18 protein-coding genes are annotated in these 16,247 nt (G+C 69.2%); 10 read left to right on the top strand and 8 right to left on the bottom strand.

Going from position 1 to position 16,247, the window contains the following annotated elements; genetic code table 11:
- Positions 1–10: 10 nt before the first annotated feature.
- From scpB to ACWF82_RS03795, 5 genes are all read left to right on the top strand, one after another.
- Entirely contained in the window at positions 11–667 is a 657-nt protein-coding gene (gene scpB, locus ACWF82_RS03815; RefSeq protein WP_452497669.1) for an SMC-Scp complex subunit ScpB, read from the top strand.
- An 8-nt stretch (positions 668–675) separates the two neighbouring features.
- Complete coding sequence (locus tag ACWF82_RS03810; protein WP_452497667.1) at positions 676–2,031, top strand: pseudouridine synthase; 1,356 nt, start codon at positions 676–678, stop codon at positions 2,029–2,031.
- 38 nt (positions 2,032–2,069) lie between these two features.
- A complete protein-coding gene (cmk, locus tag ACWF82_RS03805; RefSeq protein WP_379304229.1) occupies positions 2,070–2,774 on the top strand; it encodes a (d)CMP kinase in 705 nt (234 codons plus the stop codon).
- Positions 2,771–4,189: a ribosome biogenesis GTPase Der gene (gene der / locus ACWF82_RS03800; protein WP_452497665.1), complete on the top strand. Its 1,419-nt coding sequence runs from the start codon at positions 2,771–2,773 to the stop codon at positions 4,187–4,189. The genes cmk and der overlap by 4 nt, the downstream gene beginning before the upstream one ends.
- Before the next feature lie 197 nt (positions 4,190–4,386).
- Positions 4,387–4,536: a hypothetical protein gene (locus ACWF82_RS03795; protein ID WP_452497663.1), complete on the top strand. Its 150-nt coding sequence runs from the start codon at positions 4,387–4,389 to the stop codon at positions 4,534–4,536.
- Positions 4,537–4,690: 154 nt separating this feature from the next.
- On the opposite strand, the gene ACWF82_RS03790 is transcribed toward ACWF82_RS03795, so the two are convergent.
- Positions 4,691–5,287, bottom strand: coding sequence for a TetR/AcrR family transcriptional regulator (locus tag ACWF82_RS03790; protein ID WP_452497661.1), 597 nt, complete (start codon positions 5,285–5,287; stop codon positions 4,691–4,693).
- Between the two features lie 99 nt (positions 5,288–5,386).
- Here ACWF82_RS03790 and ACWF82_RS03785 point away from each other — a divergent pair, with 99 nt between their 5' ends.
- Entirely contained in the window at positions 5,387–6,274 is an 888-nt protein-coding gene (locus tag ACWF82_RS03785) for an alpha/beta fold hydrolase (protein WP_452497659.1), read from the top strand.
- 39 nt (positions 6,275–6,313) lie between these two features.
- Here ACWF82_RS03785 and ACWF82_RS03780 read toward each other — a convergent pair whose 3' ends face one another.
- Positions 6,314–7,438 carry an ACT domain-containing protein gene (locus tag ACWF82_RS03780; protein WP_452497657.1) on the bottom strand — a complete coding sequence of 375 codons (1,125 nt, stop codon included), beginning with the start codon at positions 7,436–7,438 and terminating at the stop codon, positions 6,314–6,316.
- 200 nt (positions 7,439–7,638) lie between these two features.
- On the opposite strand from ACWF82_RS03780, the gene ACWF82_RS03775 reads away from it, so the two are divergent.
- Both ACWF82_RS03775 and ACWF82_RS03770 read left to right on the top strand, forming a co-directional pair.
- Complete coding sequence (locus tag ACWF82_RS03775; protein ID WP_452497655.1) at positions 7,639–8,895, top strand: aspartate kinase; 1,257 nt, start codon at positions 7,639–7,641, stop codon at positions 8,893–8,895.
- 67 nt (positions 8,896–8,962) lie between these two features.
- Positions 8,963–9,811: an alpha/beta fold hydrolase gene (locus ACWF82_RS03770; protein WP_452497653.1), complete on the top strand. Its 849-nt coding sequence runs from the start codon at positions 8,963–8,965 to the stop codon at positions 9,809–9,811.
- A gap of 6 nt (positions 9,812–9,817) precedes the next feature.
- On the opposite strand, the gene ACWF82_RS03765 is transcribed toward ACWF82_RS03770, so the two are convergent.
- Positions 9,818–10,534: a GNAT family N-acetyltransferase gene (locus tag ACWF82_RS03765; RefSeq protein ID WP_452497651.1), complete on the bottom strand. Its 717-nt coding sequence runs from the start codon at positions 10,532–10,534 to the stop codon at positions 9,818–9,820.
- Positions 10,535–10,746: 212 nt separating this feature from the next.
- Positions 10,747–11,571, bottom strand: a complete 825-nt coding sequence (locus tag ACWF82_RS03760) for an SAM-dependent methyltransferase (RefSeq protein ID WP_452497649.1) — start codon at positions 11,569–11,571, stop codon at positions 10,747–10,749.
- Positions 11,572–12,147: 576 nt separating this feature from the next.
- On the opposite strand from ACWF82_RS03760, the gene ACWF82_RS03755 reads away from it, so the two are divergent.
- Positions 12,148–12,438, top strand: a complete 291-nt coding sequence (locus ACWF82_RS03755) for a hypothetical protein (RefSeq protein ID WP_452497647.1) — start codon at positions 12,148–12,150, stop codon at positions 12,436–12,438.
- 11 nt (positions 12,439–12,449) lie between these two features.
- Here ACWF82_RS03755 and ACWF82_RS03750 read toward each other — a convergent pair whose 3' ends face one another.
- Both ACWF82_RS03750 and ACWF82_RS03745 read right to left on the bottom strand, forming a co-directional pair.
- A complete protein-coding gene (locus ACWF82_RS03750) occupies positions 12,450–12,932 on the bottom strand; it encodes a cation:proton antiporter regulatory subunit (protein WP_452497645.1) in 483 nt (160 codons plus the stop codon).
- A 189-nt stretch (positions 12,933–13,121) separates the two neighbouring features.
- On the bottom strand, positions 13,122–13,961 hold the full coding sequence (locus ACWF82_RS03745) for an SDR family oxidoreductase (protein WP_452497643.1): 840 nt from the start codon (positions 13,959–13,961) through the stop codon (positions 13,122–13,124).
- 104 nt (positions 13,962–14,065) lie between these two features.
- On the opposite strand from ACWF82_RS03745, the gene ACWF82_RS03740 reads away from it, so the two are divergent.
- Positions 14,066–14,803 (top strand): PaaX family transcriptional regulator C-terminal domain-containing protein, encoded by a 738-nt coding sequence (locus ACWF82_RS03740; protein ID WP_452497641.1) that lies wholly within the window; start codon positions 14,066–14,068, stop codon positions 14,801–14,803.
- A gap of 58 nt (positions 14,804–14,861) precedes the next feature.
- Here the strand turns inward: ACWF82_RS03740 and ACWF82_RS03735 are convergent, their stop codons facing one another.
- Complete coding sequence (locus ACWF82_RS03735) at positions 14,862–15,110, bottom strand: thioesterase, FlK family (protein ID WP_452497723.1); 249 nt, start codon at positions 15,108–15,110, stop codon at positions 14,862–14,864.
- A gap of 179 nt (positions 15,111–15,289) precedes the next feature.
- Positions 15,290–16,159: a TetR family transcriptional regulator gene (locus ACWF82_RS03730; protein WP_452497639.1), complete on the bottom strand. Its 870-nt coding sequence runs from the start codon at positions 16,157–16,159 to the stop codon at positions 15,290–15,292.
- Positions 16,160–16,247 lie beyond the last annotated feature (88 nt).

Below are 16,247 nucleotides of genomic sequence, written 5' to 3'. Positions count from 1 at the left end.
AGGACACAGCATGACCGAGGCAGTGGTGGAGTTCACTTCCGAGCGGCTCGACGATCCCGAACTGCGGTCGGCGCTGGAGGCGATGCTGCTCGTCGTCGACGCTCCGGCGCCGGTAGAACAGCTGGCAGCGGCCCTGGACGACACCGCGGAACGGGTCCAGACGACGCTGCGGGCCATGTCGGCGGAGCTCACCGCGCGGGGCAGCGGCATCGACCTGCGTTTCGTCGGTGACGGCTGGCGCTTCTATACTCGACAGGAGTACGCGCCCTATGTCGAGCGTGTACTGCTCGACGGGGCCCGGACGAAGCTGACCCGGGCCGCCTTGGAGACCTTGGCGGTGATCGCCTACCGCCAGCCGGTGACCCGGACCAGGGTCAGCGCGGTCCGCGGGGTGAACGTCGACGGAGTGATGCGCACACTGCTGGCCAGGGGCCTGATCGCGGAAGCGGGTCAGGACCCGGAGACCAACGGCACGTTGTACCGCACCACCGAGTTGTTCCTCGAACGGATCGGGCTCGCCTCACTGGGCGACCTGCCACCGCTGGCGCCGCTGCTTCCCGGCGTCGACCTGATCGACGAGATCAGCGAGAGCATGGAGACCGACCCCCGGTTCACCAGGCTGAAGAAAACGACCGAGTCCGACATGGATCTCGGCACCGACGATTGACAGGACAGATGAATAATTCCGCTCGCCGAGATGGCACACCGGACCGAAGAAAACGCACCGACCAGCCCCGTAGCGGCGCGAACCGGACCGCGGGAACCCGCGGCGGCACCGCGCGCACCGGGCAGTCGGGCAGCCGCGGCGACGCGGGCGCCCGCCGCGGCACCGGCGGATACGAGCGCGGTGAGTCGACCGGCCGCCGCCCCTCCTCGGGTGGTTTCACCCGTGGCGGCACCGACGACCGGCGCGGATCGGCGGGACGCGGCTACCAGCGCGGCGCGACCGACGATCGGCGTGGTGGTACGGCAGGTGGATACGAGCGTGGCGGCGATGATCGCCGTGGCGGTTACCAGCGTGGCGGCGACGACCGCCGCGGCGGCTATCAGCGTGCGGGCGAGGACCGCCGCGAGGGTGGTTACCAGCGCAGCTCCGGCTCGGCAGGCAGCCCGGCGCGCGGCGGCCAGCGGGCAGGCAGCACCGCCCGCCCGGCGACCTCGCAGGCGCCCGCCCGCAAGACCAAGTCCGCCAAGCCGCAGCGCAAGGTCGTCGCGCCGACGATCCTGAACAACGCCAAGCCCGCGCGTCACCAGCACGCCGAGAACACCGAGGGCCCGAAGAAGCTGCCCTGGGGCGAAGGTGAACGCCTGCAGAAGGTGCTCGCCAAGGCAGGCGTGGCCTCGCGCCGCGCGGCCGAGGACATGATCGCCGCCGGCCGCGTGGAGGTCGACGGCAAGATCGTGCGCGAGCAGGGTCTGCGGGTCGATCCGGAGAACGCGGTCGTGCGCGTCGACGGCACCCGCGTCGTCGTCCGCGACGAACTCGTGCACCTGGTGCTGAACAAGCCCAAGGGCTGGCAGTCCACCATGTCCGACGATCTCGGCCGGCCCTGCGTCGGTGACATCGTCGCCGAGCGGATCGCCGCCGGGCAGCGCCTGTTCCATGTCGGCCGTCTCGACGCCGACACCGAGGGCCTGCTGCTGCTCACCAACGACGGCGAGATGGCGCACCGCCTGATGCACCCGTCGTTCGAGGTGCCCAAGACCTACCTGGCCACCGTCAACGGTGAGGTCAACTACCGGCTGGTCGGCAAGCGGCTGCGCGAGGGCGTCGAGCTCGAGGACGGCCCGGCCAAGGTCGACAAGTTCATGCTGCTCGAGGCCTACGAGGGCCGCTCGCTGGTCAAGCTCGTGCTGCACGAGGGCCGCAAGCACATCGTGCGCAGGCTGCTCGACGAGGTCGGCCACCCGGTGATCCGGCTGGTGCGTACCCACATCGGCCCGGTGGCACTGGGCGACCAGCGTCCCGGCACGCTGCGCGTGCTCGGCCGGGACGAGATCGGCAAACTCTACGAGGCGGTGCAGCTGTGAACGGAGTGGATTTCCCGGTGGAGTTCGCCGGCGACCGGATGACCGGCGAGGGCACACTCGTCGTCGCCATGGACGGCCCCTCCGGCACCGGCAAGTCCAGTGTGTCGCGCCGGCTGGCGACCCGCCTGGCCGCCCGCTACCTCGACACCGGCGCCATGTACCGGGTCGCGACACTGTGCGTGCTGCGCGCCGAGGTCGACCTGACCGATCCGGCCGCGATCGCGGAAACCGTTGCGGCGCTGCCGTTGTCGATCGGCACCGACCCGAGCCACGAGGTGATCGAGCTCGACGGTGAGGACGTCTCGGCCGAGATCCGCGGCGATGCCGTCACCAAGGCTGTCTCCGCGGTGTCCGCGGTGGCCCAGGTGCGCGAGCAGCTCGTCGCGTTGCAGCGCGAGATCGCGGCGATGGCCGGCCGGATCGTGGTCGAGGGCCGTGACATCGGCACCGTCGTGCTCACCGGCGCCGACGCCAAGATCTATCTCACCGCCTCCGCGGAGGCGCGCGCCCAGCGGCGCAATGCCCAGAACATCCGCGAGGGTCGCGGCGACGACTACCAGGCCGTGCTGGCCGACGTGCAGCGTCGCGACACCCTCGATTCCACCCGCACGGTGTCGCCGCTGCGCCCCGCCGCCGACGCGGTGCTCGTCGACACCAGCGACCTGACGATGGACGAGACCATCGACGAGCTCTACCGCGTGGTGGCCCAGCAGCTTTCGGCCACGACAGGAGGATCGCGATGATCGACGAAGAGGTTATGGTCGGAGACGGCACCTGGTCCGACGAAGCCGATTGGGAGATCGCCGATTTCGAGGGCGAGTACGAGGGTGACGAACACCTCGCCATGCCCACCGTCGCCGTGGTCGGCCGCCCGAACGTGGGCAAGTCGACCCTGGTGAACCGCATTCTCGGCCGCCGTGAGGCCGTCGTCGAGGACGTCCCCGGCGTCACCCGCGACCGCATCTCCTACGAGGCCAGCTGGGCCGGGCGCCGATTCCTGGTGCAGGACACCGGCGGCTGGGAGCCCGACGCCAAGGGCCTGCAGCAGCACGTCGCCCGCCAGGCCGAGGTGGCGATGGCGACCGCGGACGCGATCCTGCTCGTCGTCGACGCGACCGTCGGCGCCACCGCGACCGACGAGGCCGCGGTGCGCAAACTGCGCCGCTCCAAGATCCCGGTGATCCTGGTGGCCAACAAGGTCGACGACCAGAAGGTCGAACTCGAGGCGGCCAGCCTGTGGTCGCTGGGTCTCGGTGAGCCACGGATGGTCTCGGCCGCGCACGGCCGTGGCACCGGCGACCTGCTCGACGACGTGCTCACCGCACTGCCCGAGACCCCGCGCGAAGGCACCGGCGCCGCCGGTCCGCGCCGCGTCGCGCTGGTCGGCAAGCCGAACGTCGGCAAGTCGAGCCTGCTCAACAAGCTCGCCGGCGACGAGCGTTCGGTGGTCCACGATGTCGCGGGCACCACCGTCGACCCGGTCGACTCGCTGGTCGAATTGGGCGGCAAGGTGTGGAAGTTCGTCGACACCGCCGGTCTGCGCCGCAAGGTGTCCAACGCCTCCGGCACGGAGTTCTACGCTTCGCTGCGCACCAAGTCGGCGCTGGAGGCCTCCGAGGTCGCGATCATGCTGATCGACGCCTCGGTGCCGATCACCGAACAGGACCTGCGCGTGATCAGCCTGGTCGCCGACTCCGGTCGCGCGCTGGTGCTGGCGTTCAACAAGTGGGACCTGGTCGACGAGGACCGCCGCTACATGCTCGAGCGCGAAATCGATCGCGATCTGGTGCGGGTGCCGTGGGCCCAGCGGGTCAACATCTCCGCCCACACCGGCCGCGCCGTGGCCAAGCTGGTGCCGCAGATGGAGACCGCGCTCGAGTCCTGGGACAAGCGCATCTCCACCGGCCGCCTGAACACCTGGCTCAAGGAAGTCATCGCGGCCACCCCGCCGCCGATGCGCGGCGGCCGCCAGCCCCGCGTCCTGTTCGCCACCCAGGCGGGCACCCGCCCACCGACGTTCGTGCTGTTCACCACCGGCTTCCTCGAGGCGGGCTACCGCCGCTTCCTGGAGCGCCGCCTGCGTGAGGAGTTCGGCTTCGACGGCTCGCCCGTGCGCATCTCGGTGCGTGTGCGTGAGAAGAAGGAACGCAAGAAGTAGAGCGTCACCACGCGAGCCCCGGGCAACTGCCCGGGGCTCGCTGCGTTTCCGGACTCCTTTGGGCGGCAGGATATTCCGTCGCGCGCGCCACCCCGGCCGACATATGTTGTGACGGCTCACCCGCTGTCCGGAGGGTGTGCGGGGGAGGGGTGCTCGATGGCGTCGGTGGACACGATCCGGCAGGGGCGATTCGAAGGATGGCGTGTCTTCGGTCGGATGCGAGTTCGTTCATCGGTGGCGGCATCGGTTACGTCGTCATCGCGATTCTCACGATCACCTCGTTCGACCGCGTGATCGCCCAGCTCGGACCCACGCTCTGGCATCGGGTCCAGACGGCCGGATCCTAATTCATCTGGCTGCTGTTCCTCATCACCAATGGTGGCCGCATTCCCGAGAACCCTTGGCATACAGTGCCCACCGCGCTCGTGCTCGGCGCTGCCTCGTTGCGGGTCGTCCACCGCAGAGCGGTGTCGAGGGCATCTGTCGTGTGATCCGTCCTTGTCAGGTGATCAGCACCCGGTCGAGCAGGTGGTCGACGAGTTGTGGTGCGCGCGCGGCCATGTCGTTGTCGGTGAGCATCCCCTGGGCCAGGCCGGCGACGGCGAGGAGGACGATCTCGGCGTCCGCGCGGATGGTCGTCTCCTCGGCGTCGGGGCCGCGTAGTTGCCGGAGCTGGGCGGCGACCGCGTCGACGATGTAGTTCGGTGTCTCGGCGGTGTCGGTGGAATCGAGGTCGGGGCCGGTGAGGGTGGCGGCATGGAAGATGCCGAGGATGACGGTGTCCTCGCGGCTGGGTTCGTCGAGGGGGAGCAGGCCGAGCAGGACCGCGCGGACGATATCGCGGGGGCCCGCGTCCGGTCCGAGCGCGGACAGTGCCTGGTGCAGCCGCGCACCCGAATTCGCGACGACGGCGCGATGGGTGGCGAGCAGGAACTCCCGTTTGGTGCCGAAGTAGTACTGCACCGACCGTACCGAGACCCCGGCCTCGGCGGCGACGGAATGGAAGGTGGCGGCGTCGAGGCCGCCCCGGGCGATGACCCGGCGCGCGGCACCGGTGATGGACCCGCGCCGTTCTTCGTGATCGGCCAACCGCGGCACGCTAGCTCCTTCGTCCTGATCCGTACAGCAGGCTCTTGATGGTACGCCCATACCATCTTTATGGTATGTTGATATCACCAACGGAGATAAGGGGTGGTCATGGCCAAGATCGGGCGATTCAAGAACGACAAGGCGCGCGAGGAGTTCCTGCGGGCCTACCGGGAACTGGAGAAGCAGCAGCCGATTCCGTCGACAACGGCCGACGTCCCCACCTCTTTCGGCACCACCCGGGTGCGCACCTTCGGCAAGGGAGGCGGCGTGCCGCTCGTGCTGCTGCACTCGCTCGGGGGCAACAGCCTGGCCTGGGATCACGTCATCGAGGACCTCGCTCGCGACCGGGTCGTCCACGCGCCCGAGTTCCTCGGCACGCCCGGTCTGAGTGTGCAGACCGCGCCGATCGACGAAACGCGCTTCGGCGCCTGGTTTGCCGAGGTCCTCGACGGACTCGGCGTCGACCGGGTCCACCTGGTCGGCTATTCGCAGGGTGGCTGGCAGGCGTTGGCGATCGCGGCGAGCGAGTCGCGGCGACTGGCCAGCCTGACGGTGATCGAACCCACCGGCACCTTGACGAAGATCCGCTGGAGCGTGCTGTGGAAGATGATCACCGTGGGCGCGCGGCCGACCGACAAGAACCTCCGCAAGATGAACGCCTGGCTCAACCCCGGCGTCACCCTGTCCGACGCCGAATTCGCCGGTGTGAAAGCCGCTCTGGGATATGTCCCCGCGATCGGCTACCCGCGGCTGTTCACCGACGAGCGGCTGGCGGCGATCACGGCACCGACCCTGGGCCTCTTCGGATCCGAGTCGATAGCCATCGACACCGAGCTCGCGACCAAGCGCCTGCGCGACAACGTGCCCACCTGTGAAACCGAGATCTTCGCTGGCGCAGGCCACGGCATCTTCCACCAGATCCCGAAACAGGTCACGGCCAGCATCCTCGACTTCACCCGCCGGTACGAACCGACAGAGGCCCGCCGAGGCGAGTGACAACCCCGAGCGGATCGCGAATCCTTCGACCTGACGGCGCTATTCGTCGGTGCCCTCGATCCGCCATCGGGTCGTCACCGCTCGGACGCAGGGTGCGTCCGAGAGCGCGTCGACCGTGTCGGTAAGCGCCGACTCCAGGGCGCGGTGGGTGAGGACGATCAGGTGGGCGTCCTCACCGCGGTGCTCCTGGCGCACCCGCGCGATACTCACGCCGTGGTCCGCGAACACCGCCGCGACCTGGGCCAGCGCACCGGCGTGGTCGGTGACCCGCAGGTTCAGGTAGAAGCGGGCAGGGGTGTCGCCGAGGGGGGCTACGGGGAGTTCGGCGTAGTAGGAGGCGCGGGGTGCGCGCCCGCCGTTGACGCGATTGCGGGCGGCGGTGATCAGGTCTCCGAGCAGGGCCGACGCGGTGGCGGTTGGGGCGCCGTCACCGTAGAACATCAGCCTGCCCGCGCCGGCGGCATCAACGGCCACCGCGCTGAACGGCGCGTCGACCCGGGCGAGGGGATCGGTCGCCGGGAGCAGCGCGGGGTGGACGCGGACCGAGATCTGTTCCTTGCCACCGTCTTCGGCGACTCTGGTGCACACGGTGAGCGTGCGCAGGCGCAGGCCGAGTGCCTCGGCGGTGTCGAGATCGTGTGCCGCCGCCGGGCCGGACTCCTCGAAGTGCACGTCCCCGACCTCCACCCTGGTGTGGAACGCCAGCGTCGCCAGGATCGCCGCCTGCGCGGCCGCGTGCCTGCTGTGCTCGGCGGGGAAGACCCCGAGCACCTGATTCACCCGGTCACCGGAGAGCGATTGGGTCAGCGGCCGCACCACCGGAACCCCGCCGGCCACCGCCGCTTCGAAGAACAGGTCGGCGCCGTGCTGCTCGGCGGTCGCGGCCAGCCGATGCCCGTGCTCGGCGATCAGCGCGGTGTTCGCGGTGATCACCGACCGGCCTTCGCGCAGCGCGTCGAGCATCGCTGTCACCGAGCCGACGTCCTCGGTCGCGTCGACCACCAGCTCCGCCCGCCCGTCGAGCACCAGCTCCGCACCGGCGCGTTCCCGCAAATCGACACGCGTGTCGCGCAGGATCCGCGTGACCTCCGCGGCGAGCGCTCCGGCGCCGAGAACGGCGACCCCGAACGAGCCGCGTGGGGAACGAAAGAGCTGATTGGTCATGGGAATTCGCCTAACCGCCGAGAACCGCCGAGCCGGGAACGAACGCCGCTCGCGCTCCCCCGTCCAGCCAGTATCGCGGCCGGATCGATTCGGCGGCAGTTGTTTTCAGCACGAATCAGGACAGTCGTGCCAGAAATGCCGGGATACTCGGAAGAGTCACCCGCGGATCGCGCGTGGGCGAGCAGGGGAGAGGACGAGGGATGGCCCTGGTTGTGCAGAAATTCGGCGGATCGTCGGTGGCGAGCGCGGAGCGGATCCGGCGGGTCGCCGAGCGGATCGTGGAGACGAAGAAGCAGGGTCACGATGTGGTGGTGGTCTGCTCCGCCATGGGCGACACCACCGACGAATTGCTGGATCTGGCAGGCCAGGTGGCGCCCGCACCACCGCCGCGGGAGATGGACATGCTGCTGACTTCGGGCGAGCGCATCTCGAATGCCCTGGTGGCCATGGCGATTCACGCGCTCGGTGCCGATGCCAGGTCGCTGACCGGCTCCCAGGCGGGCGTGATCACCACCGGCGCGCACGGCAACGCCAAGATCATCGAGGTCGATCCCGGCCGGGTCCGCCGCGCTCTCGACGACGGTGAGGTGGTGCTGGTCGCCGGCTTCCAGGGCGTCAGCCAGGACAGTCGTGATGTCACCACCCTGGGTCGCGGCGGTTCCGATACGACCGCTGTCGCGCTGGCCGCGGCGCTGAATGCCGATGTCTGCGAGATCTATACCGACGTCGACGGCGTCTTCACCGCCGATCCGCGCATCGTGCCCGACGCGCAGAAACTGGACCGGATCTCCTACGAGGAGATGCTCGAGATGGCGGCCTGCGGTTCGAAGGTGCTGATGCTGCGCTGCGTCGAATACGCGCGCCGCTACCACGTTCCGGTGCATGTGCGCTCGTCCTATACCGACGCCGTCGGCACCACCGTGTTCGGCTCGATGGCCGATATCCCGGCCGACCAGGCCGTGCTGACCGGTGTCGCGCACGATCGCGCCGAGGCCAAGGTCACCGTCGTCGGCCTGCCCGACGAGCCGGGCTACGCGGCGCAGGTGTTCCGCGCGGTCGCCGACGCCGAGATCCCCATCGACATGATCGTGCAGAACACCGGCACCGGTCGCACCGACATCACCTTCACCCTGCCCGCCGCCGACGGCGCCCGCGCGGTGGCACTGCTGCGCCGGCGCCGCGCCGACATCGGTTTCGCCGACGTCCGCTACGACGACCGTGTCGGCAAGGTCTCGCTGATCGGTGCCGGGATGAAGAACCATCCCGGCGTCACCGCGACGTTCTGCGAGGCGCTGGCCGCGGCGAAGATCAACCTCGACCTGATCGCCACCTCACAGATCCGGATCTCGGTGCTGGTCCGCGACACGGACCTGGACGAGGCGGTCCGCGTGCTGCATCGGGCCTTCGACCTCGGCGGCACCGAAGTCGCCGTCGTCCACGGCGGCACCGGTCGTTGACGACCGGCTGAACGCCAGGTAATTTACCGACAAGTCAATTTGGCCGTCGATCGACCGGAGGGTTCCCTTGAGCAACCGACTGACCTCCTTCACCCATGCCGGACTCCGTTTCGACGTGGTGGACTCCGGCCCGATCGACGGCCCTGTCGTCGTTGCGCTGCACGGCTTTCCGCAGACCGCGAGCTCGCTGTCCGAGCTCACCGCGCTGCTCAACGCCCGCGGTTACCGCACCATCGCCCCGAATCAGCGCGGCTACTCGCCGGGCGCGCGCCCGCGCGGCCGATTCGCCTACCGGGTCTCCGAACTGGTCGGCGACGTGGTCGCGCTGATCCGCGAGATCGACCGCGGGCCGGTGCATCTGGTCGGCCACGACTGGGGCGCCATGGTCGCCTGGTCGCTGGCCGGTGCCCGGCCCGACCTGGTCCGCACGCTGGTGACGGTGTCGGTGCCGCACCCCGGCGCGTTCATGCGCTCGCTGGTCCGCAGCGATCAACTCGCCCGCTCGTACTACATGGGCCTGTTCCAGCTCCCGGTGCTCCCCGAGCGGCTCATGCTCGCCCGGCCCGCACTGCTGGACCGGGCGCTGGCAAGTACCGGCATGCCACCGGACGCGATCGCCCGGGTGCACAGCGAGATCGTCGATTCCGGGGCGCTCACCGGGGCGTTGAACTGGTACCGAGCGCTGCTGCTGACCGGGCCGCGCGCCATGTCCGCGCCGGTCCGGGTACCGGTGACCCATGTCTGGAGCTCCGGCGACACGGCACTGACCCGCCGCGGCGCCGAACTCACCGAGCGCTACGTGACCGGTGACTATCGCTTGGAAGTGATCGACGGCGCCTCGCACTGGCTGCCCGAGGAGCGCCCGCGCCAACTCGCCGGGATCATCGCCGAGCGGATCGAGTCCGTGCCGAAGTGACCCTGGTCAGCCGATCGGAGAAGCCAAGGGCCGCAACGACTCGGCGGTCGCCGGGATCAGCGGCGCGCGCGGCATCGCGGCACGGGCGGCCAGCTGTTCGGTGATCCGCAGCCGCACTCCCGGCCACTCGTCGTGCAGGATCGAATAGAACGCGGTGTCGCGGACCGCGCCGTCGAGCCCACGCGAATGTGCCCGGCGCACACCGTCGCTCACCGCGCCGAGCCGTTCGATCGCGGCACGCGAGCGCAGGTTGCGGGCGTCGGCGCGCAAGCTCACCCGGCGCACACCCCAGTTGTCGAAGGCGTGGGTGAGCATGAGCAGCTTGGATTCGAGGTTCACCAGGCCGCCGCGGACCGCGGTCATCAGCCAGGTGTTGCCGATCTCGACCGCGTCGGGAATCGCCCCGCCGGGCAGGGCGGTGACGGGCTCGGCCGACAGCGGCCAGCTCAGCGGACCCTGCCAGTAGTCGAGCCGGGTGAACCTGGTCGCCCCGACCACGCACTCCTGGTCGACGGTGACGATCGCGAAGGCCAGGACGGTGCCCGCCAGCTGTGCGGCCTCGGCCTGGAAGACGTAGGTGCGGGCCTCCTGCTCACCGTGCGGGACGATGGTGAACCCGGCAGGGCCGAGCGCGGCGGCAGCCGCGACCAGACCGGGAACATGGTGGGGTGCAAGGGGTTCCAGCCGTACGATGCGGCCGTGGAGGATAACGGGTGCGGGCATGGTGACCGGCGTCCTTCGTCTGATGAGGGTCGCCGGAAACACGAGGCGTGGATCTCACGCGGCACGTGATTGCGGCGAAGCGACACGAACGATCCAGCAGCATCGAGAAAACTAGATGCACAAGATAGCCGAACGTGGCGCGTTCACCCGCGCGAACAGACGAGATGTCGTCGCCGGAAATTTGCCGATATTCCCGAGTCGGACGAACCGCCCTACCGCTTGTCGGCGATGGCCGCCACGATGAGTTCCTCCCACACCGACAGCGTGGGAGCGGGCGAGACGAGCTGCGGCTTCCCGTCGCCGCCTGGCTCGTCCCGGCGCCACAGCGCGGCCGCGATCACGCCCGGTTCCTGCAGGTGCAGGTCGCCGAACAGGTCGGCGATCTCGTCGTCGGTGCGCCAGCGGCCGCGGCCGAAGGTGGACTGCAGCTTCGCCTCGGCCGCGGCGGTCTCGGTGTTGTGCCCGGACCGGAAGTGGGTGATGAACACGCTGCTGCCGACCTGGATCTGATCGGTCCAGTACTCGACGATCGCCCGCGGGTCCTCGTCGTCGTTGAGGTGATGCAGGATGGCGCTGAAGATCAACGCGACCGGCTTGTCGAAGTCGATGAGCCGGTTCACCTCCTCGTCGGCGCGGATGCCCGCGGAATCGCGCACGTCGGCCTGCACGACGGTGGTGTTGTCGTTGGTCGCCAGCATCGCGCGCCCGTGCGCGAGCACGATCGGGTCGTTGTCGATGTAGACGACGCGGGCGTCGGGGTTGATCCGCTGCGCGACCTGGTGCACGTTGTCGGCGGTGGGCAGGCCGCTGCCGAAGTCGAGGAACTGGGTGAGCCCGGCCTCGGCCATCTCGCGCACCGCCCGGGTGAGGGCCTGCCGGTTGGTGGTCGCGATGGCCACGGATCCGGGCAGATTCAGCTTGAAGTGGTCGCCGACCGCGCGGTCGACCTCGTAGTTGTCCTTGCCGCCGAGTAGATAGTCGTAGACCCGGGCGATGCTGGGACTGGACTGGTCGATCACCTTCGTGTTGTCGCTCATCGTTCGACGACCCCCCTCACACAGTGCTGATGTTGTGCCGCCGCCCATCGTAGGAGAACTCCGGGGTGCCGGCATGGTTTCACTGTCGGTGATACCCGAAAACTGTTCCAGGCGTGTAGGTTCCGCTGTGCGTAGGGCGCTGCGGGCGGTTCGCTGACGTCACGGTGCGTGTCGAGGTACCGGGTGGGTTGCGGTGCGGATCTGTGCGTTGTCCCACGTCAGAGGGCGTAACGGTTCGATAAATAACATCGGTGTCCGTCTGTTGGCCAAATGTCCAGTTACGCAGCGGTTCCGCCAGTTCCGAGGGGTATTTTGCCGGAAATGTAACGTGCGTTACCGTTCCGTGTCGAACGAATGTTCTATGTGATGCAGATCACACTAGCTGTCAATCGGTTACCTGAGCTGGCACGCTCGTAATTGCTGAACGTTAACCATTCGTGATCAACGCCAAGGTCGTTGGGGGCCTTTCGTCACGAACGCCCCGGCCATCCGTTACGGCGCGACCGGCCTCGAATAGAACCCCATGGATCAGGTGCCGGCCGTGTCGGGACGGCCGCCGGAAGGGACCTCATGGTTATGAGTAGCATCTACTTCGAACCGCACAGCAAGCTGTCAGTTACCGGCCGAGATCGCCGCGTCACCGCGCCTACGGCCGCCGAATCGCCCATCGCCCCGCTGGCGATGCCCGGACTGATCATCGGCCTCGTCCTGGTCGGCCTCGGCCTCGCCGCGCTGCTGCGGCTGGGGGTCTGGGCGGGCAGTTACGGTCCCGTCCTGGTCCTGCTGGCGTACGTCTTCTACATGGCGGCCGCGGTGCGGCTGGCGCTGTGGGGCGCGGTCACTGTCCGATCGTTGCACCACCGATAGATTCCGTCTGCTCAGCCGTCGTGCAGGATCTGCGCGGCGGCTTCCAGGCTGTCGGCCGAGCCCACCACGATGAGCACATCGCCTGTCGTGAACACGAATTCCGGCCCGGGGGAGGCGATGACCGCCCCGGATCGCATCACCGCGACGATCGAGGCCTTCGTGCGGGTGCGCAGCCGGGTGTCGCCCAGCGTGCGGCAGTCGTACGGCGAGCGGGCCGCGATCGGGAACTGAGCGGTGCTGACACCGTCGAACTCGCGATGTTCGGCCTCGAGCTGGGCGACCACCTGCGGCGCGCCGAGCAGGCTGGCCAGTGCCGACGCCTCCGCGCTCGACAGGGCGATCTGATCGGAGGCGTCGGGATTGCCCGGCCTGCCGACGATCAGATCGATCGAGCCGTCGCGGTGCTCGACGACACCGATGCGCCTGCCGCCCTTGCGCACCGGGAAATCCTTGCGAACACCGACCCCGGGCAGGGGTGTCACCTCGATCTGCACTCCCTCAGGGTATCCGGGCAAAACGGACGCGGGCTGGTCACAGTTCGACCGCCGTCCGGTGTCGGGGAGTTACCGGCGATTTCCGGCACGGCGCGTCGCCGGGCGGCCGCTGATGTTCACCGGCCTGTCGATCATGGTCGTCGCGCTGGTCGGGATGGCGCTGGTCGAGCGGATGACCAGTGCGCCCGGTCAGGCCTGCGGCGGGTCGACGAAGATGTCGTACTCGAGCTCGCCCGACCCGCCGTAGCCGGACAGATCGGTGATGCCCTCGGCCGCGAGGACATCGACGTCGAGGAAGGTGTTGCCGGTCGTCGTGCGGGCGTCGCGGCCAAGGATGGCGACGGCGGCGTCGGCCACGATTTCCGGGGTGCGGGCCTTGGCGATGGCGTCGTCGCCGCCGAGCAGGTTCTGCACCGCGGCGGTCGCGATCAGCGTCTGCGGCCACAGGCAGTTCGCGGCGACGCCGTGTTCGGCGTATTCGGCGGCCCAGCCGAGCGTGAGCAGCGACATCCCGTACTTGGCCACCATGTAGGCGGGGTGCCCGCCGAGCCAGTGCGGGGCGAGGTTCAGCGGCGGCGACAGGCTCAGGACGTGCGCGTTCTCGCTCTGCCGCAGGTGCGGCAGGCACGCGCTGGAGAGCAGGTAGGTGCCGCGGATCTGGATCTGCTGCATCAGGTCGAAGCGCTTGATCGGCAGTTCCTCGGTCGAGGCCAGTGCGATCGCCGAGGCGTTGTTGACGCAGTAGTCGATGCCGCCGAACCGCTCCACCGTCTGGGCGACGGCGTTGGCCACCGAGGCCTCGTCGCGGACATCGCCCACCACGGCCAGCGCCTGACCGCCGGCCGCGTCGATCTCGGCGGCCGCGGTGTGGATGGTGCCGGGCAGGCGGGGATCGGGCACGTCGGTCTTGGCCAGCAGCGCGATATTGGCGCCCTGGCGCGCGGCGGCCACAGCGATGGCGAGGCCGATACCGCGGCTGCCGCCGGACATGATCATCGTGCGCCCGGCCAGCGGGAAGGTGGCGGTCATGGGTGAGCTCCTTGTCGTCGACGACGCCGGCGAGGCGGCTGATGCTCGGTCACGTTACAGATAACAAACGACCGTGGCAATAGTGAAATATGTAGACTCGACCCGTGCAACCCCCTGTGACCGGCTCCGATACCGATGTCCGTCCGGTGTCGGCCCGCTCCGCGCTGGTCCGCATCCTCATCGCCGCCGATTCGCCGACGATGACCTCGCGGGAGATCTGCGCCGCCACCACCGCCATCGGCTATCCGGAAGCGACCGTCCGCGTCGCCGTCTCCCGGATGGTCGCCGCCGGTGACCTGCTGCGCGAGAACCGCGCCTACACCCTCATCCCGGCACTGCGCGCGCGGCGCACCGAACTCGCCGCGCCCCCGACTCGCCCGTGGACCGGTGACTGGGAACAAGTCGTCGTCACCGCGACCGGCCGCCCGCCCGCCGACCGCGCGGCCCTGCGCGCGACCCTGCTGTCGCTGCGCCTGGCCGAATTCCGTGAGGGCGTCTGGATGCGCCCGGCCAACCTCGACCGCGCCTGGCCCGCCGACCTCGACGACACCACTTTCCGCCTGCATACCCGTCCCGTCGACGATCCCGCGCTGCTGGCCGCCCGCCTCTGGTCGCTGCCCGACTGGTCCGCCCGCGGCCACGCGCTGTTGTCGGCCATCGAAACCCCCGACCCGACAGCCAGATTCGCCGCCGTCTGCGCGGGTTTGGATCACCTGACGACCGATCCTGTCCTGCCCGGCGAACTCCAGCCTGATGATTGGCCGGTCGCCCGGCTGCGCGCCGTCACCTCCGGCTATCTCGAATGGTTCGCCGCGCTGGGCGCGGAATCCGTTGCGCCCTAGCGAATTTCCGTACGGGGTGATTCGCTGATCGCTCATTGTCGAGAAGGCTCGGTCTCGGCTATCGGCCTGGGACAGAAATGCCACGCGGTCGACGATCACGCGGCGGATCGTGCCGTCGGCGACAAGCAGCCCGTCCTCGTGCACGTGCACCGAGAAGGCCGTCGACCTCGTCGAGGTACGCGGCCACGCTCGAGCCCGCACCGGGAACGCTCGGCCTGCGGTGCCGGAGGACGACCTCGGTGCCGACCGTCGTCTGCCCAGGCTCCAGCATGTTCTCCACGGTAGTCCGGGTGTGGTTGCGGGGCAGATGAGGTTGTCGCGTCTACCATGGACCCTGCCGTGCGACGTGGCGGCGCCGCATGGTGCATGGGGAAGGGTCCGCCCCGAGAGTTTCGGGGCGGACCGCACCATCGCCGGACCGGCCGTGTACACACCGTTTCGGTTGCAGCGCACCAAGACTCGACGGATGGTTCGATTCCGTCGCGGTTACCGGCGGATGCCGAGCAATCCGAGCGCGAAGTCGGCGTACTCCGTGGCGATCTGTTCGGGGGTGGCGGGCCCGTCCAGCCGGAACCACTGCGGCAGGGCGGTGCACATCGTCGCGATCGCGCGTCCGGCGGCCCTCGCGTGCGCGGTGCTGAGCTTCTCCTCGGTGAGTGCGGTGTCGATGTCTTCGTCGAGGAGATACTGGATCTCGTTGCGGGACGTGGTGATCCGGCGTCGATTGTCCGGGTTCAGGCTGCGCATCTCGCTGGCGCCGATGAAAGCGAGTTCGCGGCGGTGGGTGTGGAACAGGGCGAGTGCTTCGACGACCCGGATCACCCGGTCGCGGCCGGTACCGGCCTCGTCCCGGGCCGCGCCGACCCGCCGGTGCAGCTCGTCCATGGTCAGGTCGAGCGCCCGCACGAGCAGTTCCTGTTTGTCGCGGTAGTGGTGGTAGACGCCCGGCACACTCATGCCTGCCCGCTGCGCTATCGACCGCATCGTGGCGCCGTGGTACCCGGTTTCGACGAAGGAGTCGATGGCGGCGGCGAGGACGGGATCGATATCCAGCGGCGGGAACGCGCGCCAGGCGTTGGCAGTCTCGGGCGCCGGATCGGTCGCGGCGCGCTGTCGGGGTACCGGCGTTCGGGTCGGCTGCTCGCCGATCAGCCACTGCGTCGTGGTGCCGAGTTCGGCTGCCAGCAGGTGGAGCCGGGGGACAGCGACACCCGTCTTGCCGGTCTCGATGGCGCTGAGGGTGGCCGGGCTGACATCGATGCGGCGCGCGGTCTCCCGCAACGACAGGCCCGCCGCGGTCCTGGCTTGGCGCAGCCGTGCGCCGAGGGCGGTCGGTTCATCCTCATATGCGTCCATAGTGTTCAGGATATCTGAACAATCCCCGATGGGGAAATCTGGCAATTGACAGCATTTGCAGAACATGTCAGGGTCGTGGGTGTTCAAT

This window comes from Nocardia sp. NPDC055053, assembly GCF_053608285.1.
This window is presented reverse-complemented; position numbering and strand designations above follow the sequence as displayed.